21 protein-coding genes are annotated in these 21642 nt (G+C 75.0%); 10 read left to right on the forward strand and 11 right to left on the reverse strand.

The window, feature by feature from the left end:
- Positions 1-89: 89 nt before the first annotated feature.
- Positions 90-437, forward strand: coding sequence for a winged helix-turn-helix transcriptional regulator (locus ABT238_RS04590; protein WP_350755579.1), 348 nt, complete (start codon positions 90-92; stop codon positions 435-437).
- A 48-nt stretch (positions 438-485) separates the two neighbouring features.
- Here the strand turns inward: ABT238_RS04590 and ABT238_RS04595 are convergent, their stop codons facing one another.
- Positions 486-908, reverse strand: a complete 423-nt coding sequence (locus tag ABT238_RS04595; RefSeq protein ID WP_350560348.1) for a DUF350 domain-containing protein — start codon at positions 906-908, stop codon at positions 486-488.
- Positions 909-1080: 172 nt separating this feature from the next.
- Between ABT238_RS04595 and ABT238_RS04600 the strand changes: the two genes are divergently transcribed.
- The 3 genes from ABT238_RS04600 (at position 1081) to ABT238_RS04610 (ending at position 4618) form a co-directional block, all read left to right on the forward strand.
- On the forward strand, positions 1081-1491 hold the full coding sequence (locus ABT238_RS04600) for a hypothetical protein (protein ID WP_350755533.1): 411 nt from the start codon (positions 1081-1083) through the stop codon (positions 1489-1491).
- 6 nt (positions 1492-1497) lie between these two features.
- Positions 1498-2727, forward strand: a complete 1230-nt coding sequence (locus tag ABT238_RS04605; RefSeq protein ID WP_350755534.1) for a glutathionylspermidine synthase family protein — start codon at positions 1498-1500, stop codon at positions 2725-2727.
- A gap of 73 nt (positions 2728-2800) precedes the next feature.
- The gene (locus ABT238_RS04610; RefSeq protein ID WP_350755535.1) at positions 2801-4618 is read left to right on the forward strand and encodes an NHL domain-containing thioredoxin family protein; all 1818 of its coding nucleotides are present in this window, start codon (positions 2801-2803) and stop codon (positions 4616-4618) included.
- Positions 4619-4694: 76 nt separating this feature from the next.
- Here the strand turns inward: ABT238_RS04610 and ABT238_RS04615 are convergent, their stop codons facing one another.
- Entirely contained in the window at positions 4695-6008 is a 1314-nt protein-coding gene (locus ABT238_RS04615) for a M18 family aminopeptidase (protein ID WP_350560356.1), read from the reverse strand.
- 295 nt (positions 6009-6303) lie between these two features.
- Positions 6304-8133 (reverse strand): acyl-CoA dehydrogenase, encoded by a 1830-nt coding sequence (locus ABT238_RS04620; protein WP_350560358.1) that lies wholly within the window; start codon positions 8131-8133, stop codon positions 6304-6306.
- Between the two features lie 226 nt (positions 8134-8359).
- Between ABT238_RS04620 and ABT238_RS04625 the strand changes: the two genes are divergently transcribed.
- Positions 8360-8860 carry an SseB family protein gene (locus ABT238_RS04625; protein WP_380290475.1) on the forward strand — a complete coding sequence of 167 codons (501 nt, stop codon included), beginning with the start codon at positions 8360-8362 and terminating at the stop codon, positions 8858-8860.
- A gap of 149 nt (positions 8861-9009) precedes the next feature.
- On the forward strand, positions 9010-9969 hold the full coding sequence (locus ABT238_RS04630) for a pirin family protein (RefSeq protein ID WP_350560360.1): 960 nt from the start codon (positions 9010-9012) through the stop codon (positions 9967-9969).
- Here ABT238_RS04630 and ABT238_RS04635 read toward each other — a convergent pair.
- From ABT238_RS04635 to ABT238_RS04645, 3 genes are all read right to left on the reverse strand, one after another.
- Positions 9870-10784: an integrase gene (locus tag ABT238_RS04635; RefSeq protein ID WP_350755536.1), complete on the reverse strand. Its 915-nt coding sequence runs from the start codon at positions 10782-10784 to the stop codon at positions 9870-9872. The genes ABT238_RS04630 and ABT238_RS04635 overlap by 100 nt on opposite strands.
- Positions 10785-11078: 294 nt before the next feature.
- Positions 11079-11732, reverse strand: a complete 654-nt coding sequence (locus ABT238_RS04640; RefSeq protein ID WP_350755537.1) for a TIGR03086 family metal-binding protein — start codon at positions 11730-11732, stop codon at positions 11079-11081.
- The gene (locus ABT238_RS04645) at positions 11729-12679 is read right to left on the reverse strand and encodes an alpha/beta hydrolase (protein WP_350755538.1); all 951 of its coding nucleotides are present in this window, start codon (positions 12677-12679) and stop codon (positions 11729-11731) included. Before ABT238_RS04645 ends, ABT238_RS04640 begins: the two co-directional genes overlap by 4 nt.
- Positions 12680-12882: 203 nt before the next feature.
- On the opposite strand from ABT238_RS04645, the gene ABT238_RS04650 reads away from it, so the two are divergent.
- Entirely contained in the window at positions 12883-13503 is a 621-nt protein-coding gene (locus ABT238_RS04650) for a TetR/AcrR family transcriptional regulator (RefSeq protein WP_350755539.1), read from the forward strand.
- 22 nt (positions 13504-13525) lie between these two features.
- On the opposite strand, the gene ABT238_RS04655 is transcribed toward ABT238_RS04650, so the two are convergent.
- The 4 genes from ABT238_RS04655 to ABT238_RS04670 form a co-directional block, all read right to left on the reverse strand.
- Complete coding sequence (locus ABT238_RS04655; protein WP_350560370.1) at positions 13526-14851, reverse strand: amidase; 1326 nt, start codon at positions 14849-14851, stop codon at positions 13526-13528.
- A 61-nt stretch (positions 14852-14912) separates the two neighbouring features.
- Entirely contained in the window at positions 14913-15176 is a 264-nt protein-coding gene (locus ABT238_RS04660; RefSeq protein ID WP_350560372.1) for a hypothetical protein, read from the reverse strand.
- A gap of 71 nt (positions 15177-15247) precedes the next feature.
- Entirely contained in the window at positions 15248-16348 is a 1101-nt protein-coding gene (alc, locus tag ABT238_RS04665; protein ID WP_350755540.1) for an allantoicase, read from the reverse strand.
- A 60-nt stretch (positions 16349-16408) separates the two neighbouring features.
- Positions 16409-17335, reverse strand: a complete 927-nt coding sequence (locus ABT238_RS04670; RefSeq protein WP_502891393.1) for a LysR family transcriptional regulator — start codon at positions 17333-17335, stop codon at positions 16409-16411.
- A 167-nt stretch (positions 17336-17502) separates the two neighbouring features.
- Between ABT238_RS04670 and ABT238_RS04675 the strand changes: the two genes are divergently transcribed.
- Positions 17503-18513, forward strand: coding sequence for an LAETG motif-containing sortase-dependent surface protein (locus ABT238_RS04675; protein ID WP_350755541.1), 1011 nt, complete (start codon positions 17503-17505; stop codon positions 18511-18513).
- Between the two features lie 113 nt (positions 18514-18626).
- Positions 18627-19700, forward strand: a complete 1074-nt coding sequence (locus ABT238_RS04680) for an LPXTG cell wall anchor domain-containing protein (RefSeq protein WP_350755542.1) — start codon at positions 18627-18629, stop codon at positions 19698-19700.
- Positions 19701-19779: 79 nt separating this feature from the next.
- Here the strand turns inward: ABT238_RS04680 and ABT238_RS04685 are convergent, their stop codons facing one another.
- Positions 19780-20433: an ATP-binding protein gene (locus tag ABT238_RS04685; protein ID WP_350755543.1), complete on the reverse strand. Its 654-nt coding sequence runs from the start codon at positions 20431-20433 to the stop codon at positions 19780-19782.
- A gap of 228 nt (positions 20434-20661) precedes the next feature.
- On the opposite strand from ABT238_RS04685, the gene ABT238_RS04690 reads away from it, so the two are divergent.
- Positions 20662-21501: a hypothetical protein gene (locus ABT238_RS04690; protein WP_350560382.1), complete on the forward strand. Its 840-nt coding sequence runs from the start codon at positions 20662-20664 to the stop codon at positions 21499-21501.
- Positions 21502-21642 lie beyond the last annotated feature (141 nt).

Genomic DNA, 21642 nt, shown 5'->3' on the forward strand with positions numbered 1-21642 from the left:
CCGGTCTCCGGAAACGATCAAGTACGCACTTCGGAGTGGGTGGTTACCCTGGGGTGAGCGAGCAGGCCGGCGAAGGGCGGGGCGGGGACATGGCGGCGAGCGTGCCGAGGCCGGGGGCGTACGTGTGCGGGATCGACGCCGCGATGGACGTGATCGGCGGCAAGTGGAAGGTGCTGATCCTCTGGGCGCTGGCCGAGCGGCCGAGCCTGCGCTTCGGCGCGCTGCGCCGGGAGGTGCCCGGGATCACCGAGAAGGTGCTCGCCGCCCACCTGCGCGAACTGGAGGCGGACGGCATCGTGCACCGCGCGTCGTACGAGGAGGTGCCGCCGCGGGTCGAGTACTCGCTCACGGCGGCCGGGCTCCGGCTCAACGAGGCGCTCGCCCCGCTGGGCGCCTGGGGGCGCGAGCACGTGCTGGACGGCGCCCGGCACCCCTGACCGGGCCGGGCGCCCGGGCGGGAACGGGTCAGGCGATCGAGGCGGGGGTCAGGCGATCGAGGCGGACACGATCGCCGCCACCGCGAGGTTGCAGCTGGCGGTCACCCAGACCGCCGGGTGCGGCTCCCGGTCGACCAGGATCGCGCCCAGCTTGCCCGGCGTCAGCACGTCCACCACCCAGAACGCGACGGCCATCAGCACCAGGCCGAGCACCCCGAAGGAGACGGTGGAGGCCAGGCCCTTCCCGAAGTCCTCGTAGGTGTAGAGGATCGCGGTGAAGACGATGCCGCCGATGCCGAGCAGCGCCGAGCTGAGCACCACGGCCGCGTTGCGGTTGCGCTCCACCCAGATCTGGTGGCCGAGCTTGCCGGGCGTCAGGACGTCCACCAGGACGATGCCGAGCAGCAGCAGGACCACGCCGACGCCGCCGAAGGCCGCCGCCGCACCGAGACCGTGCAGGATGTCGTTCATGGGTGTCTGGCCCCCGGGTTCCGTGTCGCAGGTCGCGCACCGTGGGCGGGCCGGCCGCGCGCAGGCCCCGGTCCACGGTCAAGGATCGGCAAAAGATAACCCATCACGGCCGGATTCCGAGGGGGAACCGACTCTCCCGCACCATCGGGGCACACGCGTACCATCGGACGCCATGACCCTGCCGTCGCCCACCACTTCCGCCCGGATACCGGCCGTCCCCGGCCCGGACTCCCCGGCACGCTCCGCCGCGGGCCCGGGCACCGCGGCCCCCGGTGCCTCCAGCGCCCCCGGCCGCCGCCGTTCCGGCTTCGTCACCCTGGGCATGGTCGGCACCCTCGCGCTCGCCCTCTCCGGTTGTTCGTCCTCCTCCAGCAAGCCACCGAGCCGCTGCGTCGACCCCTCCACCCTCAAGGTGCTCGACAGCCACTCCTGCACCTCCAAGGGCACCACCACGACCGCCGGCCGCTGGTACTACTGCGGATCGGGCGCCACCACCGCCACCGGCGGCACCTTCGACAAGGCCGCCACCAAGCGCGGCGGCTTCGGCTGCCCGTCCGGTTCCAGCGGCTCGGGCGGGGGCTGATCCGCCGTGCGCCGCCGCACCGTCGAACCCCGCCCCGACTGGCTGGCCACCGTCGAGGGCCAGGGCCTCATCTACGCGATGTGCTCGGACCCCTGCAACCAGGGCGGCCCGCACGCCTACTGGGACGAGTCCGCCTACTACGAGTTCTCGCTGCCCGAGGTGGAGGCGCTGGAGGAGGTGGTCGAGGAGCTGCACGAGCTGTCGCTGGCCGCCGCCGACCACGTCGTGCGCACCGGCCGGTTCGCCGACTACGGCATCACCGACCCGCGGCTCGCCGCCGCCGTCGCCGAGTCCTGGCGCCGCCGCGACGAACAGCCCAGCCTCTACGGGCGCTTCGACCTCGCCTACGACGGCACCGGCCCGGCGAAGCTCTTCGAGTACAACGCCGACACCCCGACCTCGCTGATCGAGGCGGCCGGCCCGCAGTGGTTCTGGATGGAGGAGCGGTTCCCGCACGCCGACCAGTGGAACTCGCTGCACGAGCGGCTGGTCGCCTCCTGGGCCCGGCAGAAGCACCTGCTGCCGCCCGGCCCGGTGCACTTCGCGCACTCGCGCGGCGACACCGAGGGCGAGGACTGGATGACCACCCTCTACCTCCAGGAGTGCGCCGAGCAGGCGGGCATCGAGACGGTCGGCATCGCCGTGGAGGACATCGGCTGGGACGGCCTGTCCGGCCGCTTCGTCGACCTGGAGCACCGCTTCGTCCGCTCCGCGTTCAAGCTCTACCCGTGGGAGTGGCTGGCCTCCGACGAGTTCGGCGAGCAGCTGCTGGAGGTCCTCGACCACGGCGGCTCCACCGGCTCCACGCTGTGGATCGAGCCGGCCTGGAAGATGCTGCTCTCCAACAAGGCCCTGCTGGCCGTCCTCTGGGAGCTCAACCCGGGCCACCCCAACCTGCTGCCCGCCTACCTGGACGGCCCGCGCGAGCTCGCCGGCCCGGACGGCCCGGGCTACGCCGCCAAGCCGCTGCTCGGCCGCGAGGGCGCGGGCGTGCGGATCGTCGAGCCGGGCGGCCGCGAGACCCGGCTCGCCGACTGGGCCGGCGACCCGGACCGCTACGGCGCCGAGGGCCACTGCTACCAGCGGCTCCACCCGCTGCCCGACTTCGACGGCAACCGCCCCGTCCTCGGCACCTGGGTCGTCGACGGCGAAGCCGCGGGCCTGGGCATCCGCGAGACCGACGACAGCCCCATCACCCACCAGGGCGCCCGCTTCCTCCCCCACCTCATCGTCTGACCCGCCCGCCCGGACCACCCGCACCGGCCCCGCCCCCGGAATGCCGGCCGGCCCGGTGCTGTTTGATTGGCCCATGGCATCTCGTGCACGTGTACGCGCCCCCGGGCTGGTCGGGGCAGGCGGTTGGCTGAACACCGGGGGCAGGGAGCTGACGCTCGCCGACTTCCGGGGCAAGATCACCATTCTGGATTTCTGGACGTTCTGCTGCATCAACTGCCTGCACGTCCTCGACGAGCTGCGGGAGCTGGAGGAGAAGCACCGGGACACCGTGGTGATCGTCGGCGTGCACTCGCCCAAGTTCGTGCACGAGGCCGACCACCGGGCCGTGGTGGACGCGGTGGACCGGTACGAGGTGCACCACCCGGTGCTGGACGACCCGGCGCTCGCGACCTGGAAGCAGTACGCGGTGCGGGCCTGGCCGACGCTGGTGGTGATCGACCCGGAGGGGTACGTGGTCGCCCAGCACGCCGGCGAGGGGCACGCGCACGCGATCGCCCGGCTGGTCGAGGAGCTGGAGGCGGAGCACGCCGCGAAGGGCACCCTGCGGCGCGGCGACGGCCCGTACGTGGCACCCGAGCCGACCGCCGGGGACCTCAAGTTCCCCGGCAAGGCCGTCCGGCTGCCGAACGGCCACTTCCTGGTGGCCGACTCCGGCCACCACTCGCTGGTCGAGCTGGAGGCCGACGGCGAGAGCGTGGTGCGCCGGATCGGCGACGGGACGCGCGGCCTGGTGGACGGCGCCGCCCCCCGGTTCAGCGAGCCGCAGGGCCTGGTGCTGCTGCCGGAGGGCACCGCCGGGTACGACGTGGTCGTCGCCGACACCGTCAACCACGCGCTGCGCGGCGTCCGGCTCGCGGACGGCAGCGTGACCACCCTGGCCGGCACCGGCCGGCAGTGGTGGCAGGGCTCGCCCACCGAGGGGCCGGCCCGCGAGGTGGACCTCTCCTCGCCGTGGGACGTCGCCTGGTTCGACGGCCGGGTGTGGATCGCGATGGCCGGCGTCCACCAGCTGTGGGCGTACGACCCGGCCGCCGGCACGGTCGGCGTCGCGGCCGGCACCACCAACGAGGGGCTGGTCGACGGCCCCGCCGCCGAGGCCTGGTTCGCCCAGCCGTCCGGCCTGGCCGTCTCGGCGGACGGCGAGCGGCTCTGGGTCGCCGACTCCGAGACCTCGGCGCTGCGCTGGGTTTCACGTGAAACCAAGGCCGTGCACAGCGCCGTCGGCACCGGCCTGTTCGACTTCGGGCACCGGGACGGCGCGGCCGGGCAGGCGCTGCTCCAGCACCCGCTGGGCGTCACCGTGCTGCCGGACGGCTCGGTGGCCGTCAGCGACACCTACAACCACGCGCTGCGCCGCTACGACCCGGCGAGCGGCGAGGTCAGCACGCTGGCCACCGACCTGCGCGAGCCGTCCGGCGCGGTGCTGGCCGACGGCGACATCGTGGTGGTCGAGTCCGCCCGGCACCGGCTGACCCGGCTGCGGCTGCCCGAGGAAGCCGTCCGGGTGGACGCGGTCGCCCACCGCACCCGGCGGGCCGCCACCGAGGTCGCCCCGGGCGCCCTGCGGCTGGACGTGGTCTTCCGGGCACCCACCGGCCAGAAGCTGGACGAGCGCTACGGCCCGTCCACCCGGCTGCTGGTCAGCGCCACCCCGCCCGAGCTGCTGGTCTCCGGCGCGGGCGCGGACACCGCGCTCTCCCGCGAGCTGGTGCTCTCCGACACGGTGACCGAGGGCGTGCTGCACGTCTCCGCGATGGCGGCGTCCTGCGACGACGACCCGGAGATCGAGTACCCGGCCTGCCACGTCCACCAGCAGGACTGGGGCGTGCCGGTGAAGCTCACCGCCGACGGCGCGCGCCGGCTGCCGCTGGTGCTGGCCGGCCTGGAGTAGCCGGGGACGGCACAAAGGGCGAGGGGCCCGGCGAGTGGAAGAACTCGCCGGGCCCCTCGGGCTGCCGCAGTCGGGCTCAGCCCTCCAGGAACGCCTTGATCGCGCTCGCCAGCAGGTACGGGTCCTCCGCCCCGCACAGCTCGCGCGCCGAGTGCATGGAGAGCGCCGCGATGCCGCAGTCCACCGTCTGGATGCCGAGGCGGGCCGCGGTGATCGGGCCGATCGTCGTCCCGCAGGGCATGGCGTTGTTGGAGACGAAGGTCTGCCACGGCACGCCGGCCTTCTCGCAGGCCGCCGCGAACACCGCCCGGCCGACGCCGTCGGTGGCGTACCGGTTGTTGACGTTCACCTTGAGGATCGGACCGGCGTTGGGCATCGGGTGGTGGCCCGGCTCGTGCCGCTCGCTGTAGTTCGGGTGCACGGCGTGACCCATGTCGGAGGAGAGGCAGACGGTGCCGGCCAGCGCCCGGGCCCGGTCCTCCAGACCGCCGCCGCGCGCGTACACGCTGCGCTCCAGGACGTTGCCGAGCAGCGGGCTCTGCGCGCCGGTGTCCGACTCGCTGCCGGTCTCCTCGTGGTCGAAGGCGGCCAGCACGGGGATGTACGGCAGCGCCGCGCCGTCCGTCTCGGCGGCGGTGGCCACCGCGGCCAGCGCGGCGGTGGCGGCGTGCACCGAGAGCAGGTTGTCCAGCCGCGGGCCGGCCAGCAGCTCACGGTCCCGGCCCAGGTAGGAGGCGGGCTGGACGTCGTGGGTCATGAGGTCCCAGCCGGTCACGTCGGCCGCGTCGACCCCCGCCCGCTGGGCGACGTAGCCGATCAGCGAGCCCTCGTCGACCGGGCCGAGGCCCCAGATCGGCGTGAGGTGGCGCTGCTTGTCCAGCTTCATGCCGTCGTTGACCTGGCGGTCCAGGTGGATGGCCAGCTGCGGCACGCGCAGCAGCGGCTCGTCCAGCTGGACCAGCCGCCGGCCGCCGTCGCGCAGGGTGAGCCGGCCGGAGAGGCCGAGGTCCCGGTCGAGCCAGGTGTTGAGCGGCACCCCTCCGTAGATCTCCACCGCGACCTGCCGCCAGCCCGCCGACCCGGTGTCGGGAATCGGCTTGACCCGCAGGTTGGGTGAGTCGGTATGGGTGCCCACCACGCGGAACGGCGTTTCCGGTCCCGCGCCGGCCGGCACGTACCAGGCGATCAGCGCGCCGCCGCGGACGACGTACCGGCCGCCGGCCACGCCGTCCCAGGAGTCCGTTTCCAGCACCTGCCGGAACCCGGCTTTCTCCAGACGCTCGGCCGCGCTCGCGACCGCGTGGTAGGGCGACGGCGAGGTGCCGAGGAAGGCGATCAGGTCATCGGTGTGCGTCCGGTCGAAGAAGGCCTGGCGGGCGGCGGTCGACATGCTGCTCCTGGGTCGAGGGAGGGCCGAGGCCGAAATGGGGGATCGGCTTCGCACCTTGAGCATATGCCCGTACACGGACATGACACTCGGAGCATCCCAACGGATGCACAACGCAGACAGAAACGTGAACTGACGGCCCGTCTCGGGGCGTCCGGCGGTGAGCGGGCGTCCGCGGACACACCGAAGGGCCCGGTCGGCGGGACCGGGCCCTTCGGTGTGAGGGTGGGGTCAGGCGGTCAGAGAGGTGTCACGCGCGGCGTGCCCGGGGACGGGCGGCGGCGGGAGACGGGTGGCGTCAGAACGCCTCCTCCGCCAGCTCCATGATCTCGTTGTCGATGCCCTCGGCGATCAGGCGCTGCGGGGCGACGGTCGGCAGCACGTTGCGGGCGAAGAAGCGGGCGGCCGCGACCTTGCCCTGGTAGAACGGCACGTCCTTCTCGGAGGCGCCGGCCTCCAGCTTGGCCAGGGCCACCGCGGCCTGGCGCAGCAGCAGCCAGCCGACCACGACGTCGCCGGAGACCATCAGCAGGCGGGTGGTGTTCAGGCCCACCTTGTACATGTTCTTGACGTCCTGCTCGACCGAGGAGAGGTCGGCGAGCAGCTTGCCGACGATGGCCTCCAGGTCGCCGGCGGCCTTGGCGAGCAGCTCGCGCTCGGCGGCCAGGGCGTCGCCGCCCGCGGCGGAGCCGAGGAACTTCTGGATCTGCTCGGACAGGGCGGTGAGCGCCTGGCCGCCGTCCTTGACGATCTTGCGGAAGAAGAAGTCCTGGCCCTGGATGGCCGTGGTGCCCTCGTAGAGGGTGTCGATCTTGGCGTCCCGGATGTACTGCTCGATCGGGTACTCCTGCAGGTAGCCGGAGCCACCGAAGGTCTGCAGGGACTGGGCGAGCTGCTCGTAGGACTTCTCCGAGCCGTAGCCCTTGACGATCGGCAGGAGCAGGTCGTTGAGGCGCTCGGCGGCCTCGTCGTGCTCGCCGCGCAGCTTGGCGGCCGTCATGTCGTCCTGGACGGAGGCGGTGAACAGCACCAGGGCGCGCATGCCCTCGGCGTACGCCTTCTGGGTCAGCAGCGAGCGGCGCACGTCCGGGTGGTGGGTGATGGTGACGCGCGGGGCGGTCTTGTCCAGGAACTGCGAGATGTCGGCGCCCTGCACGCGCTCCTTGGCGTACTCCAGCGCGTTCAGGTAGCCGGTGGAGAGGGTGGCGATGGCCTTCGTGCCGACCATCATCCGGGCGAACTCGATGATCTTGAACATCTGACGGATGCCGTCGACCTTCTCGCCGAGCAGCCAGCCCTTGGCCGGGTGCTTGGCGCCGAAGGTCATCTCGCAGGTGTTCGAGGCCTTCAGGCCCATCTTGTGCTCGACGTTGGTGGCGTAGACGCCGTTGCGCTCGCCCAGCTCGCCGGTCTCCCAGTCGAAGTCGAACTTGGGGACGACGAACAGGCCCAGGCCCTTGGTGCCCGGCTTGCCGCCCTCGGGGCGGGCCAGCACCAGGTGGATGATGTTCTCGGACATGTCGTGCTCGCCCGAGGTGATGAAGCGCTTGACGCCCTCGATGTGCCAGGAGCCGTCCTCCTGCCGGATGGCCTTGGTGCGGCCGGCGCCGACGTCCGAACCGGCGTCCGGCTCGGTGAGGACCATGGTGGAGCCCCACAGGCGGTCGGTCATCCGCTTGGCGATCTCGAGCTGCTCCTCGGTGCCCTCCTCGGCGATGACGCCGGCGAAGGCCGGGCCGGAGGAGTACATCCAGATGGCCGGGTTGGAGCCGAGGATCTGCTCCGCGAAGGCCCAGATCAGCGAGTTCGGGGTGACCTGGCCACCGATCGACTCCGGGATGCCCAGGCGCCACCACTCGGCGTCCATGAAGGTCTGGTAGCTCTTCTTGAAGGTCGCCGGGATCGGCGCGGTGTTGGTCTCCGGGTCGAAGACCGGGGGGTTGCGGTCGGTGTCGGTGAAGGACGCGGCGAGGTCGTTCTCGGCGAGGCGTGCGATCTCGCTCAGGATGTTCTTCGCGGTCTCGACGTCCATCTCCGCGAACGGTCCGGTGCCGTACACCTGCTCGCGACCGAACACCTCGAAGAGGTTGAACTCCACGTCCCGCAGGTTGGACTTGTAGTGACCCATGGCCGTTATCTCCGGTTCGTCGCTTGCGGGACACCTCCGCGTTCGGGCGCCCGTACCCACCAGTAGGCCTCATGATGCTACCCAGCGGTAACTTGTTTCAAGCCCCCGTCGGCGAATCCTCCGCGGATTCCGGTATGAACGTGGTCACGTCCCACAAGGCGGGACGGCCCGCTCTTGTCAGGATCGGCGCCCGCGCGGCGGCCCGCGCTCCCGATAGCCTGTCCGTGTGTACGGCTATGACCAGAACGCGTACCCGGGCGATCCCTACCAGCAGGCGGGGCCGCAGCCGGGCATGAACGGCATGCCCGGCCCCGGCCCGTACGGCGAGCAGCCGCCGAGCGCGCAGCAGTCCCTCTACCCGGAGCCCTCGCCGCCGTCCCTGGCGGACGCGGTCAGGGCCTTCACCACCGGCTCGATGGCGGTGGAGGACTTCCAGGCCATCTTCATCACCTCCAAGGTGCACTGCCCGCGCGGCGACCGGCCGGGCTTCCTGGCCCTGCACAACACGCCGACGCCGGTCATCCCGATGTTCAGCTCGCTGAAGGAACTGCGCCGGTACGCCGGCAAGGACTCCAAGCACTTCACCGTCACCGGCGCCGAGGTCCTCGACCTGCTGCCGACCGGCTACGGCTTCGCACTGGACATGGAGGGCGAGCACCGGATGGTGTTCGACGCCAAGGCGGTCGAGCAGATGGTCGACTTCACCATGCGCCGGATGTACGGCTGACGGAGGATGGACGGGGGCCCGGCGGGCACCCCGTCCACGGGTCCACCGGTCGCACGCACGTTTGGTTCAATTTTCAACTTGCTTCTTGTTGAGCATTGAACTAATCTCGTGGACACAGGCCAGAGGAACATCCCCCGAAGGAGGCCGACATGCCCGCCGTGACCGTCGAGAACCCGCTGACCCTCCCCCGCGTCGCCACCCCGGACCCCGCCGCCTCGGCCGCCCGGCCGGTCCTCACCGTCGCGACCGCCCCCGAGGGCTTCGAAGGCGAGGGCTTCCCCGTCCGCCGCGCCTTCGCCAAGATCAACCAGAAGTACCTCGACCCGTTCATCATGATGGACCAGATGGGCGAGGTGGACTACGCGGCCGGCGAGCCGAAGGGAACCCCCTGGCACCCGCACCGCGGCTTCGAGACGGTCACGTACATCATCGACGGCACGTTCATCCACCAGGACTCGCACGGCGGCGGCGGCACCATCACCGACGGCGACACCCAGTGGATGACCGCCGGCTCGGGCCTGCTGCACATCGAGACCCCGCCGGAGTCGCTGGTGAGGTCGGGCGGCCTGTTCCACGGCCTCCAGCTGTGGGTGAACCTGCCCGCCTCGGACAAGATGATCGCCCCCAAGTACCAGGACATCCGCGGCGGCAGCGTCAAGCTGCTCAGCACCGGGGACGGCGGCGCGCTGCTGCGCGTCATCGCCGGCGAGCTGGACGGCCACCAGGGCCCGGGCACCACCTTCACCCCGATCACCATGATCCACGCCTCGGTCAGCCCCGGCGCCCAGATCACCCTGCCCTGGCGCTCCGACTTCAACGCCCTCGCCTACGGCCTCGCCGGCAACGGCTCGGCCGGCACCGAGCACCGCCCCTTCCACCGGGGCCAGGCCGTCGTCTTCGGCGACGGCGACTCCCTCACCATCCGCGCCGACGAGAAGCAGGACTCCCGCGACAACAACTTCGAGGTCGTCCTCCTCGGCGGCCTGCCGATCCGCGAGCCCGTCGCCCACTACGGCCCGTTCGTCATGAACAGCCACCGCGAACTCCAGCAGGCCATGGAGGACTTCCACGCCGGCCGCCTCGGCACCATCCCCGCCGACGGCCACTGATCCCCACCCGGCCGCACCCGCGCCGCCCTCCGGCGCTCCGCGCAGCGACGACGCCCCGGCCCTCCCCGTCCGTCCTGGAGACAGGCGTAGAGGGCCGGGGCGTCGTCGTACGTCGTGCCGCGCGGCCAGCGCTCGCAGGCGGCGTCCGCCCGCTCCACCGCCCGCACCCGGGCGGTCAGCCCGGCCGGGCCGGACTCCGCGAGCAGCCGCAGCGCGTCGCCCCAACTGCCCGGGCCGGAGCGCTCGGTGAACCGCGCGGCGCCGTCCGACAGGGCGGCCACCGCGCGCAGCCCGGCCGGCGGGACGAAGCCGGTCTCGGCGTGCCCGGCCGCCCGCGGGCCGGCGGCGGCGATCCACGGGCCGCGGCCGGAGTTGCGGGCCGCCCGGACCGCCGGCGCGTACCGCAGGTGCAGCGCGGCGCGCTCGGCGCGGCCGGGCACGGTCGCCCGCACCTGCCGGCGCGGCGCCTCCCCGCCCGGGAAGCGCCGGCTGTCGCCGATCGCCCGGGGCGGGCCCTCGGCCGGCTCCGGCACCGGCAGCGAGTCGCCGGGCACCAGGTACTCCAGCGCCGACCCGTGCCGGCGGGCCGCGACCACCGTCGCGGCCGGTGTGTCGGGGTGGGCGAGGTCGCAGCGCCCGCCGTGCAGGGCGGCCGTCTCGGCGATCGCGTCGGCCAGGCACCCGGCGATCGAGCGGTCCGCGCGGTCGGTGAGCCGGGCCGGCCGGTGCACCCCGCGTCTGCGGACGTACCAGACGGTGCCGTGGCGGCAGCCGGACTCCGGACCGGCCGGCGTGCTCGACCCGTCGAGCAGCACCGGCGCCTCGGAGGTGGATCCCGAGAGTGTGCGCGCCGGGTGCGGCGCACGCCCAGCCCCGTGCACGCGCCGCGCCGCCCGCCCGGTGGCAGGGCGGGGGATCCGGCCCTACCGTCGGAGCACGAGCGGACGTTTCGGACGAAGGCGAGGAACGGGATGTTCTGGCAGTTCATCGTGGTGACGGTCGCCTCGTTCGGCTTCCCGACCGCCGCGCTGCTCTTCTTCATCGGCGGGCCCCGCTTCCCCGACGAGCGGCGCGAGGACCGGTAGACGGCGCGCGGCGGGGCGGGCGGTTCAGCGCGCCGCGACCGCCCAGGCCGTGTCGCGGCCCAGCAGGGCGAGCGCGCGCCCGAACGGCCCGGCCTCCCCGTCCACCGCCCGGACGGCGGCGAAGGCCCGCCCCGGCGCCCGGTCCGGGGCGGCGGCCGGCACGGCCCCGGCCACCGCGAGCAGCGCCTCGGCGAGCGGCGGTTCGCCCTCCACGGCGGCCACCAGCCGGTCCGGCGGGCCCAGCGCGACCGCCACGTCCCAGGCGTGCACCAGGGTGTCCAGCAGGTGGAAGCCGACCGCGCGCTCGAACGGGACCGGAGCGCCGTCGCGGACCTCCGGCAGCCGGAGCGGGGCGGGCCGCGGCGCGGCGGCGGCGAGGGCGAAGGCGGCGGTCAGCCGCGCGGCCGAGTGCCGGAAGGCCCCGCCCGGATCACCGTGCACCGGATCACCGTGCACCGGGACGCCGTGCACCGGGACGCCGTGCCAGAGCGCGGGGTCCGGCCCGGCCCCGGCGGCGGCCGCGGCGAAGCCCCGGTGCAGGCCGACCATGTGCTCCACCAGGTGCCGCAGCGACCAGCCGGCGCAGGGCGTCGGCAGCACCAGCTGCTCCGGCTGCACGGTGTCCACCACGGCGGCGGCCAACTCCAGGGAGCGGGTGTGCAGTTCGAGCAGGCTCATGCCGCGCCCAGCTCCGTCGCGGGATCCGCCGCCGCCGCGCCGGCCTCCGGCGCCCCTGCCTGCGAAACCCCGGCCTCCGGTGCCCCGGCCGCCGCCGTCCCGGCGGAGAGGAAGCCGATCACGTTGTCGATCACGGTCGGCTCGGTCAGGATCCGCCGGTGGCCCAGCCCCCGGGTGGCCAGCAGCTCCAGCCGGTCCCCGTACGCGGCCCGCAGCCGCCGGGCCTGGGCGAACGGGACGACGTCGTCGTCCTCGTCGTGCGCCACCAGGATCGGCACATCGATCTCCTCGGGAGCGCGGGCGGCGTCGAAGTGCGTCCGCACGTCGCAGACCCCGGGGAACATCGCGCCGCTCTCCGCCCGGCGCCGCAACTCCCGTTCCACGGTGGCGTTGAGGCCGAGCACCGCGCAGAACCCGGCGGGCAGCCAGGACACCTCGGCGACGCCGGCCACGGCGACCAGCCGCCCGGCCCGCAGCCCCTCGCGCAGCGCCAGGAAGGCGGCGTTGACGCCCAGCGAGTGGGCGATCACCGCCTCGAAGGCGCCGTACTCCCGCTGGAGCCGCAGGGCGATGGCGCGGTGGTCCAGCACCGTGGCGGTCCGGCCGCCGGAGTCGCCGTGCCCGGGGGCGTCGTAGCCGACGGCGCTCAGGCCGAGCGCGCGCAGCCGGGGCACGAAGTCCGCGAACCGGGAGGCCCGGGACTGCCAGCCGTGCATCAGCAGGACGGGCCGGCTGCCGTCGCCCCAGCGGTGGACGACCACCGGCACGCCGCCGTGGTGCAGCGTCCGGGTGACGGCCCCGGCATGCGCCTCGCGCTCGCGGGTGCGGACGCGGGCGCGCCGCAGGGGGTGGCGGTAGAGCTCGAACGCGGCCCGGCCGGCGAGGCCGGGGGCGACCAGCGCGGTGGCGTTCAGGGTGGTGCGGATCAGTGCGACGGCCGGGTCCATGCGGAACTCCCTGTGGATGCCGAGGGGCAAGAGCCGAACTGGGCGGGATATTAGCACGATCGTTCGTGCTTTTTTATGTCCAGTACCGCCCGCCCGTTACCCTGGCCGCACGGACAGGGGCCGGAGAACTGGGGTGAGCGGTGGCCGGATCGAGCAGGTCGAGCACGGCGGGCAGGTCGGGCGCGTCCAGGACGGACGGACGGGTGCTGCGCGGCGAGGAGACCCGCCGGACGGTCCTGCGCCGCGCCGTGGAGATCGCCTCCGTCGAGGGCCTGGACGCCCTGTCGATCGGGCGGCTCGCCACCGACCTCGGGCTCAGCAAGAGCGGGGTCTTCGCCGGCTTCGGCTCCAAGGAGGAGCTCCAGCTCGCCACCATCCGGGCGGCCCGGCGGATCTTCTCCGACGCGGTGCTCGACCCGATCGCCGCCGAGCCCCCCGGGCTTCGCAAGCTCCGCCTGCTCTGCGAGTCCTGGCTGGCCTACTCGCGCGCCCGGATCTTCCCCGGCGGCTGCTTCTTCTACGAGGTCAACGCCGAGTACGACGCCCGCCCCGGCCCGCTGCGCGACGCCCTCGCGGCCAACTGGCGGGAGTGGCACGCCACCGTCCTCGGCCTGCTGGCCGGGGCCCGCGACACCGGCGAACTGCGCGCCGACGCCGACCTGGAGGACATCGCGTTCACCCTGATCGCCGTCCTGGAGAACGCCAACCCGCAGGCCCTGCTGTTCGACGACCACACGCCGTACGAGCGCGCCCACCGCGCCGCGCTGCGCCGGCTGCGCGCGGACGCCGCCGATCCGGACACCCCCGCGCTGCGGGCGGACTGAGCCCGCGGCGCCCGGACGGCGCTCAGGCCGCGTCCAGCACCCGCTCCAGGACAGCCGCCCGGGCCAGCAGCAGCTCGTCCGCACCGGCCTCGCCGACCACCTGGAGGCCCAGCGGCAGGCCCCGCGCCGTCACCCCGGCGGGCAGGCTCAGCGCGGGCAGTCCCGCACAGCTCCACGGCAGCGACATCACGGCGCTGCCGGTGCTGTCCAGCCCCAGCGGGGCCGGACCGGTCGCCGAGGGGGCCAGCAGCAGGTCCACCCCGGCCCGCCGGCGCTGCTCGGCGAGCCGCTCCCGGAAGGCCGCGAGGGCGCGCAGCGCCGCCCGGTAGGAGGCCCGGTCGACGCTCCGGCCGTGCCGGATGCCCGCCACCGTCTCCGGCCGGTACAGGGCGCCGAAGCGGTCGAACCACTCGGCGTGGGAGGCCGCCATCTCGAACCGGTTGACCGTCCGCACCTGCCGCTCCAGCTCGCCGAAGTCCGGCAGCAGATCGACCTGGCGAACCGTCAGGCCCCGGGTGGACAGCAGCTCCAGCTGCCGGCGGAAGGCCCGCAGCGCCTCCGGCTCGACCCGCTCCAGGTACGGGCCGACCGGGACGCCGAGCACCGGCACGTCGTCGTCCCCGCCCCGCGGCAGCCCGCGCCCGGCGTCCCAGTCGTCGCAGAGCAGCGCGGCGGCCAGCGCGGCGCCCGCCAGGTCGGCGGTGAACAGGCCCGGGGTGTCGTAGCTCGGCGCGTTCGGGATCACGCCCGCCGCCGGGATCCGGCCGTGCGTCGGCCGGAAGCCCACCACCCCGCAGTAGGCCGCCGGGCGCACCACCGAGCCGATCGTCTGGGTGCCGATCGCGAGCGGCACCAGCCCGGCCGCGACCGCCGCCGCCGAACCGCTGCTGGAGCCGCCCGGGGTGTGGCCGCAGTGGTGCGGATTGCGGGTCGGTCCGGGGGCGCTGCCCGCGAACTCGGCGGTCACCGTCTTGCCCGCCACCAGCGCGCCGGCCGCCCGCAGCCGGTCCACCACGGCGGCCTGCGGCCCGGCCAGCACGCCCGGCGGCAGCGCCGAACCGGCGTGCGTGGGCAGGCCGTCCACGTGCACGATGTCCTTGACCCCGACGGCCACCCCGTACAGCGGCGGCGCCCGGTCGGGATCGGGGTGGCGGGCGGCGAGCGCCCGGGCCTCGGCGTGCAGCCGGTCGGCGCGGCCGGGCTCCGGCACGAAGGCGTGGATCAGCGGGTCCACCTGCTCGATCCGGGCGCAGAGCCGGTCGACGTGGACGGCCAGGGCGGGTACGCCCGCGCGCAGCGCGGCGGCCTCACGGGTCAACGACCGCGGCCGGACCGGGGATTCCTCCATGGCGACCACGGTAGCCCCCGGCCCCGCGGGCCCGGTCCACCGCATCACCGGTGGCGGGCGTTCACCCCGTCGGCCAGGCGGTCTCGCGCTGTTCGCCGGGCGGGCGCGGCCGGTGCTCCTCGGCCAGCCAGGGGGCCTCGCGCAGCAGGTAGGCCCCGCAGGTGTGGCAGCAGAGTTCGGGGGTTCGCCCCCAGTCCACCGCCTCCCGGGCGGGCGCGCGGGCGTCCAGCTCCCGGCCGCACATCGCCACGCTCCCGCCGCCGCGGACCAGGTGCCACAGCCGCACCCCGGCGGAGGCGCCGCCGGCACCGTACTCGGCACGCATCTGGTGCATCATCCCCCCATCGTCCGGCGGCCCGCCGGGCCCGGCAACCGGAAGGCCGGGCCCGGGGGCGCTCAGACCAGGGCGCCCCAGAGCCGCAGCCGGGCGATCCCGCCGTCCGGGAAGACGTCCAGCCGGACGTGGGTGGCCGGGCGCGGCGCGCCGATCACCAGGCGGTGCACGGCGTCCGGCTGCAGCCGGGTGCGCGGCACCAGTTCGAACCACTCCCCGGGGTCCGCGCCGTGCTCGTCCCGGCCGGACAGCGCCGCCCAGCCGGCCGCGTTGCCCACGTAGTAGCCGGTGTCGATCTCCACCGCCCGGACCGCGCCCCGACCGGCCAGCCGCAGCCGGACCCAGTCGTGGCCCGCGTCCCGGCGCCGGCGGTTCTCCCAACCGTCTCCCATCGCACGGGACTTGCCGGGAAGCACGAGGCCGACCGGAGAGGAGTAGAAGCGGTCCGAGGTGTCCTCGACGGCGCCGCCGTTCTCGGCCGCGGCCAGGTCGAAGGTGCCGAGCGCGGCCAGCCAGGCCTGGTCCGGGCGGGCCTCGCCGTGCACCCGGAAGCGCGCGATGCCGCCGTCGGGGTACTGGCGCAGCCGCAGATGGGTGACGCGGCGGCGGTCGGCGACGGCGAAGCCGTTGGCGGCGTGGCCGCGCACCGGTGAGCGGGGGACCAGCGGGTGCCAGACCGTCCCCGCGGCCAGCAGCTCCTCCGGGCCCGGGGTGCCGGGGAGTTCGGCGCCCTCGACGCTGATCCGCTGCGGGTGGTTGCCCCGGAAGTGGGCGGTGTCGACGACCACGCCGTGCACGACGCCCGGCACGCCCAGGCGGACCAGGGCCCAGTCGTGGTCACCGTCGGCCGGGTGCGGGCGGTCGGCGGCGGCGCCCCGGCGCCGCCGGGTCTCCCAACCGTCCATGAGCTGCCCCTTGTTGCCGAAGGTGTGCGGGCGGAACTCGGCGCGCCGGGGCAGCAGGAGGTTCTCCCGCTCGGCGAACAGCTCGTCGTTGGCGGCGACGACGGCGCCGCCCAGCCGGCGGTCGGCGAGGTCGACCAGGGCGGTGAACGGGAAGTCGGCGGCGCGGTAGTCCGCGTACGGGTCGCCGCCCCCGTACGGCGGGGCGCCGGCGTCGGACACCCGAGCGGGGTTCGGGCTGGAGTTCGCTTCGGTGGTCATGCCCGTCACCCTCGCGCCGGGCGGCCGGCCGGGTCCATCGCGAAGAACCGGGCAAACCGTTCAGCCGGCCTGAACGGTGCGGGCCACCGCCGCCAGTTCGGCCAGTACCCGGCGCAGCGGCGGCGTGCGCTCCGTCCCGGCCCGTACCGCCGCCACCACCCGCCGGACCGGCAGGTCCGCCGGCAGCGCCCGGACCACCGCTCCGGCGCACCGCCCGGCCGAGGCCAGCCGGGGCACCAGCGCCACCCCGAGACCGGCCGCCACCATGGCCAGGATCGCCGTCCAGTCGGCGGCGGTGTGCGCCCGCTCCGGTACGAACCCGGCCTCGGCGCAGGCCTCCCGGGTGATCTCCCGCCACGGCCCGGCCGCGCCGTAGATCCACGGCTCGCGCGCGAGGTCCGCCAGCCGCAGCCCCGGCGCCCCGGCCAGCGGGTGCCCGGGCGGCAGCGCGACGTCCAGCGGGTCGCTGAGCAGGTGCGTCCCGACGATGCCGGGGCCCCGGCCGAACGCGCCGACGGACAGCGACAGCGCCAGGTCGACGTCCCCCGCCGCCAGCAGCCGGAGCGTCCCGTCGGCCTCCGCCTCCACCACCCGCACCGCCAACTGCGGTGCGGCCACGCGCAATCGGGCCACCGCGGGGACGAGCAGCCCGCTGATCGCGGTGGGGAAGGCGCCCACCCGGACCTCGCCGGCCTCGCCGTGCAGATAGCCCGCCAGCTCGGCTTCGGCCCGCTCCAACTGTCCGAAAACCACCGCCGCGTGACGCAGCACCAACCGGGCCGCCGGGGTCAGCCGCACCCGCCGGCCGTACGGCTCCAGCATCGGCGCGCCCACCTGCCGGGCCAGCGCCGAGATCTGCTGGGAGACCGCCGACGGCGAGAGATGGAGCCGTTCGGCCGCCGCCGTCACCGTCCCGCACTCGTCGACCGCGCGCAGCACCCGCAGCCGCCGCAGGTCCCAGTCGCCCACCGCACCCGCCGCACCCATCGGGCCAGGGTAGGGCGTCCGGGGGCGCGATCCGGCCACCCCGGGGGAGACCCTTCGCCCACGTCCCGGTAGGGTGCCGCTCCTGCGACGCCACCGGACTTTCGGATCCGGTCGCCAAGTCGCCCATATTCGGACAGACTTCATCACAATACGCTGGAGCCAAAACCTTGCGCTCTTCCCGCCTCCTGGCCGCGTCCACGCTGCTCGCGCTGTCCCTCGGCGCGACCGCGGGCACGGCCACCGCCGGCGCCGCCGCCGTCTCGCCCACGCCGACCCCGCCGGCCACCGCGACCGCCGAGCCGAGCACCACGCCGACCCCGACCGGCACCCCGAGCGCCACCCCGACCGGCACCCCCTCGGCCACCGCCTCGACCACCGCCTCACCGTCGGCGAGCACCTCCCCGAGCGCCACCGCCAAGCCCTCGGCGACGCCCACCGGCCGGCCCTCCGTCCCGACGACCGCGCCGGGCTTCGCCTGCTCGGGCGGCGTGTACCAGGGCTACGACTGGCTCAAGGCCACCGGCACCGGGCTGTGGAACCGCACCCTCACCCCGGGCGAGACCCAGGAGACGTCCGTGAGCTGGGAGAACCTCAGCGGCGTCGACCTGCCGAAGTTCCACACCTACCTCTACCTGGCCGCGAACGAGCGGGAGGACGGCGTTGGCGGGTACGACTGGAGCAAGGACTACTTCGCAGTCCAGTTCCGCGCCCCCGGCCAGGACTGGAAGCCGGTCCAGTTGAACGACCACTCCGCCGACACGGGCACCTACCGGCTCGGCAAGGGCGAAAAGCTCACCCTCCAGTTCCGCATCACGCCCACCGACAAGGCGCCGCTCGGCGAGTTCGGCGGCAACTTCGGCGGCGGCGACACCGCCATGCCCAACACCACGCTGCCGCACCCGGCCCGGCCCGACAAGAACGGCTGTACGCAGTACATCAACTACTACGAGGGCGCGTTCAAGCTGATCAGGGCCGGCGCCACCGGCACCGCGTCCGCCGCCGCCAAGCCCATGAATCCGGCCTCCGCCTCGCCGACCGCGGTGAGCGGCCCGCACCTGGCCGAGACCGGCTCCAGCTCCACCACCCTGCCGATCGCCGTCGGCGGTGCCGTGGTGCTCGCGGCCGGCGCCGGGACGCTGCTCGCGCTGCGCCGCCGCAAGGCCGGCGCGCACGGCTGATCGCGGACCGGAAAAAGTGCGGGGGATACGCACAACCGTTCGCATCCCCCGCACGTCCACCTAACGAAGCACTGACCTACCGTCACCACCAACGACCGCCGGAGACCTGTATCGTGCGCACCTCCCGCCTCACCGCCGCAGCCGCCGTGCTGCTGCTCACCACCGGCGCGTCGATCGCCGGCACCACCGGCGCCTTCGCCGCCGACGTCACGCCGAGTGCCGCGGCCACCGCGACGGCCGAGCCCACCGCGACCGCCGACTCCACCGCGACCCCGACCGCCGAACCCACCGCCACCGCCACCGCCGGACCCACCGCGACCCCGACCGCCGAACCCACCGCCACGGCGACGGCGACGCCGTCGGCCACCGCCACGCCGACACCGACCGGCACCCCGTCGGCCACGTCCACCCCCACCTCGACCGTACCGACCCCGATCCCGCCGTACGGCTGCCTCGGCATCTCGCAGTCCCCGATGCCCGTCACCGGCAGCGGCCCGGCCGGCGGCCTGGTCGTCGCCGGCGGCGCCCCGCAGGACTTCACCGTGGTGTTCGAGAACATCAGCACCACGAAGGTCCAGAAGCTCCTCGTCAACGCCTGGCTCGCCGCGCCGATGGGCCCCGACGCTCCCGGAGTGCAGGCCCGCGTGGGCGACTCCGACTGGCAGACCGTCTTCTACGGCGGCCACCCGACGGCCCTCGGCTCCTTCCCGGTCGAGCGCGGCGCGAAGCTCACCGTGAAGCTCCGGGTGACCGCCGGCGCGAAGACCCCGCTCGGTTCCTACGGCTTCACCCTCAGCGGCCAGTCCGAGATCCTTCCGCCCGGCTCGGCCCAGGCCTACAAGTACGACTGCCCCCAGCTCAACGGCTCGTACACGGGCAGTGTCAAGGTCACCGACAAGGCGCCGGCCACCACCGCGCCCCCGGCCACCGGCGAGCCCTCGCCCACCGCCACGCCCACCGCGACCGGCTCCCCGAGCGCCTCGGCCTCGCCGTCGCCGTCCCGGACCGCCGGCACCACCGGCACGGGCACCACCCGGAACTCCGGCGGCACCACCGGCGGCCGCCTCGCCGAGACCGGCGCGAGCTCCAGCACCGCCCCGCTCGCCGTCACCGGCGGCGTCGCCGTCCTGCTCGGCGCCGGCGCGGTCGTGATCGCCCGCCGCCGCAAGGCCGCCGCCCGCGGCTGAGCCATCGCCCCGTCCCGCCCGCGCGCACCGCCGCCCGGGCGGGACGCCGCGTTCCGGGCCCGCACCACGGCGCCCGGGGCTACGAGGCCCGGGGCAGCAGGGCGTCGTCCTGCCACTTGAGGATCTTGTCGAAGCTGACGATCGCGCCGCGCAGCGGATGGTTGCGCAGCCGGACGTGGTCGGTGAGGGCGTGGATGAGGAAGAGGCCGCGGCCGGACTCGGCGGTGAGGTCCGGGAGGGCGTCGAGGTCCAGCGGCCGCAGCAGGGGCAGCGGCGCCGGCTCGGCGCCCGGCGGCAGGACGTGGGTGTCGTACGGGCGGCCGTCGCGGCGCGGGCGGTGCGCGGTGAGCAGCGGCCCGGGGACGGTGGGCCGCCCGCGCCGTGCGCGGGGGCGGGGCTGCGGACGGCCGGCCGGACGGGCCGGCGGGGCCGGGGCGGGGGCCGGACGGCGGGCCGCCGGGGCGGCGGGGCCGGGCAGGCCGGGGCCCGAGTCGGTCACCTCGATCCGCAGCAGGTCCCCGCTGATCGACGCGGTGACCTGGTAGCCGTCGTCGGGCCCACCGCCCGCGCCGTGCTCGACGGCGTTGGCGCAGGCCTCGCTGAGGGCGACGCCGAGGTCGTGGGCGATCTGCGGGTCGACACCGGCGGTCGCCATCGCGCCCAGCAGTATGCGGCGGGCCAACGGCACGCTGGCCGGGTCGCGCTTGAGGTGCAGAGTCCACCAGATGTCCACGGGAGGTCCCTCCTGGCTGCGGCTCCACATATAACGAGGTATCTCCGGACGGTGCGCAGGTGAACCGTGCCGGGGGTGCGCCACCACCCGTTCGGCGGATGGACGGGGGGACGGGCATGTGCCGGGCGGCGCATGTCCGGGGTGGTGCGCGGGGCCGATCGGGGCATTCGTCGGGATTTCCCACCCTGCCGGTCCGGCGGGTGTGCGCGATGAGATGATGGCCCGGCCATGACTGCCCCAGCCGCCGCCCCGCACCCGGGCGCCCCCGCACCGGACGCGCCGGTGGGGGCCGCCGCCTGGGACCTGCGGCTTGCCCGGGCGGTCCCGTTCGCCCTGGTGTGCACGCTGATCGCGGCCGCCGGGCACGCGCTGGCGGGCGGCGGGGACGTCGCCCTTCCCGCACTCGCGACCGGGTTCGCCGCCGTCCTGGTGCTCGCCGCCGCCTTCGGCGCGCGGGAGCGCTCGCTCGGCGCGATCGCCGGGGCGCTGGCGGCGGGCCAGTTCGGGCTGCACTGCCTCTTCCACTCCTTCGGCGGCCACGCGGCCGCCGGCGCGGCCGGCGCGCACCACGGCGGTCCGCTGGGCTCCGGCCCGCTGACCCTGCCGCAGGTGGCCGGCCGGCTGGTCTGCAACGAGGCCCGGCCCGGCACCCTGATCGGACTGCCCGGCAGTCCGACCGCCGAGCAACTGGTCGCCGGCGCGGGGCTGGACCCGCAGGCCTACGCGGCCGCGCCCTGGTGGCAGGGCGGGGTGCTCGGGATGACGCCGACGATGCTGGCGGCCCACCTGGCCGCGGCCCTGGTGGCCGGCTGGTGGCTGCGGCGCGGCGAGGCGGCGCTCTGGCGGCTGGTGCGGATCGCCGCGTCGACCGCGCGCGCCCGCGGCCAGGCGCCGCTGCGCACCGCCTGCGCGCTGGCCGCGGTGCTGCTGCGCGGCCTGTTCGGCCTGCCCGCCGGCCCGGTGCGCCGGTCCGGCGGCCGCGGCGGGGACGACCCGCTGCCGGCCGGTGCCGCGCTGCGGCACAGCGTGGTGCGGCGCGGTCCGCCGCTCGGGGCGCTCGCGTACTGACCCGCGCCCGCCACGCCCCGGTGTCCCCCACCGGCGGTGGCCCGACGGACGGGTGTACGCGGCAGCAGCGCCGTACCCGCCGACTCGCGCGGTCCTGCGGCCTCCCCCACGTCCTCCCCGCCGCGCGGCCCCGCCGCGGCA

Origin of the sequence: Kitasatospora sp. NPDC001527 (assembly GCF_040298605.1) — a bacterium.
GTDB lineage: Bacteria > Actinomycetota > Actinomycetes > Streptomycetales > Streptomycetaceae > Kitasatospora.

Excerpts from the sequence above, each read along its gene's own strand:
- ABT238_RS04660 (WP_350560372.1), bottom strand. The coding sequence starts at position 15,176 with ATGCGTGCCGAGTACGGTGCCGGCGGCGCCTCCGCCGGGGTGCGGCTG.
- ABT238_RS04655 (WP_350560370.1), bottom strand. The coding sequence starts at position 14,851 with ATGGAGGAATCCCCGGTCCGGCCGCGGTCGTTGACCCGTGAGGCCGCC.
- ABT238_RS04645 (WP_350755538.1), bottom strand. The coding sequence starts at position 12,679 with ATGGACCCGGCCGTCGCACTGATCCGCACCACCCTGAACGCCACCGCG.
- ABT238_RS04595 (WP_350560348.1), bottom strand. The coding sequence starts at position 908 with ATGAACGACATCCTGCACGGTCTCGGTGCGGCGGCGGCCTTCGGCGGC.
- ABT238_RS04620 (WP_350560358.1), bottom strand. The coding sequence starts at position 8,133 with ATGGGTCACTACAAGTCCAACCTGCGGGACGTGGAGTTCAACCTCTTC.
- ABT238_RS04600 (WP_350755533.1), top strand. The coding sequence starts at position 1,081 with ATGACCCTGCCGTCGCCCACCACTTCCGCCCGGATACCGGCCGTCCCC.
- ABT238_RS04615 (WP_350560356.1), bottom strand. The coding sequence starts at position 6,008 with ATGTCGACCGCCGCCCGCCAGGCCTTCTTCGACCGGACGCACACCGAT.
- ABT238_RS04630 (WP_350560360.1), top strand. The coding sequence starts at position 9,010 with ATGCCCGCCGTGACCGTCGAGAACCCGCTGACCCTCCCCCGCGTCGCC.
- ABT238_RS04640 (WP_350755537.1), bottom strand. The coding sequence starts at position 11,732 with ATGAGCCTGCTCGAACTGCACACCCGCTCCCTGGAGTTGGCCGCCGCC.
- ABT238_RS04670 (WP_502891393.1), bottom strand. The coding sequence starts at position 17,335 with ATGGGTGCGGCGGGTGCGGTGGGCGACTGGGACCTGCGGCGGCTGCGG.
- ABT238_RS04610 (WP_350755535.1), top strand. The coding sequence starts at position 2,801 with ATGGCATCTCGTGCACGTGTACGCGCCCCCGGGCTGGTCGGGGCAGGC.
- ABT238_RS04590 (WP_350755579.1), top strand. The coding sequence starts at position 90 with ATGGCGGCGAGCGTGCCGAGGCCGGGGGCGTACGTGTGCGGGATCGAC.
- ABT238_RS04690 (WP_350560382.1), top strand. The coding sequence starts at position 20,662 with ATGACTGCCCCAGCCGCCGCCCCGCACCCGGGCGCCCCCGCACCGGAC.
- alc (WP_350755540.1), bottom strand. The coding sequence starts at position 16,348 with ATGACCACCGAAGCGAACTCCAGCCCGAACCCCGCTCGGGTGTCCGAC.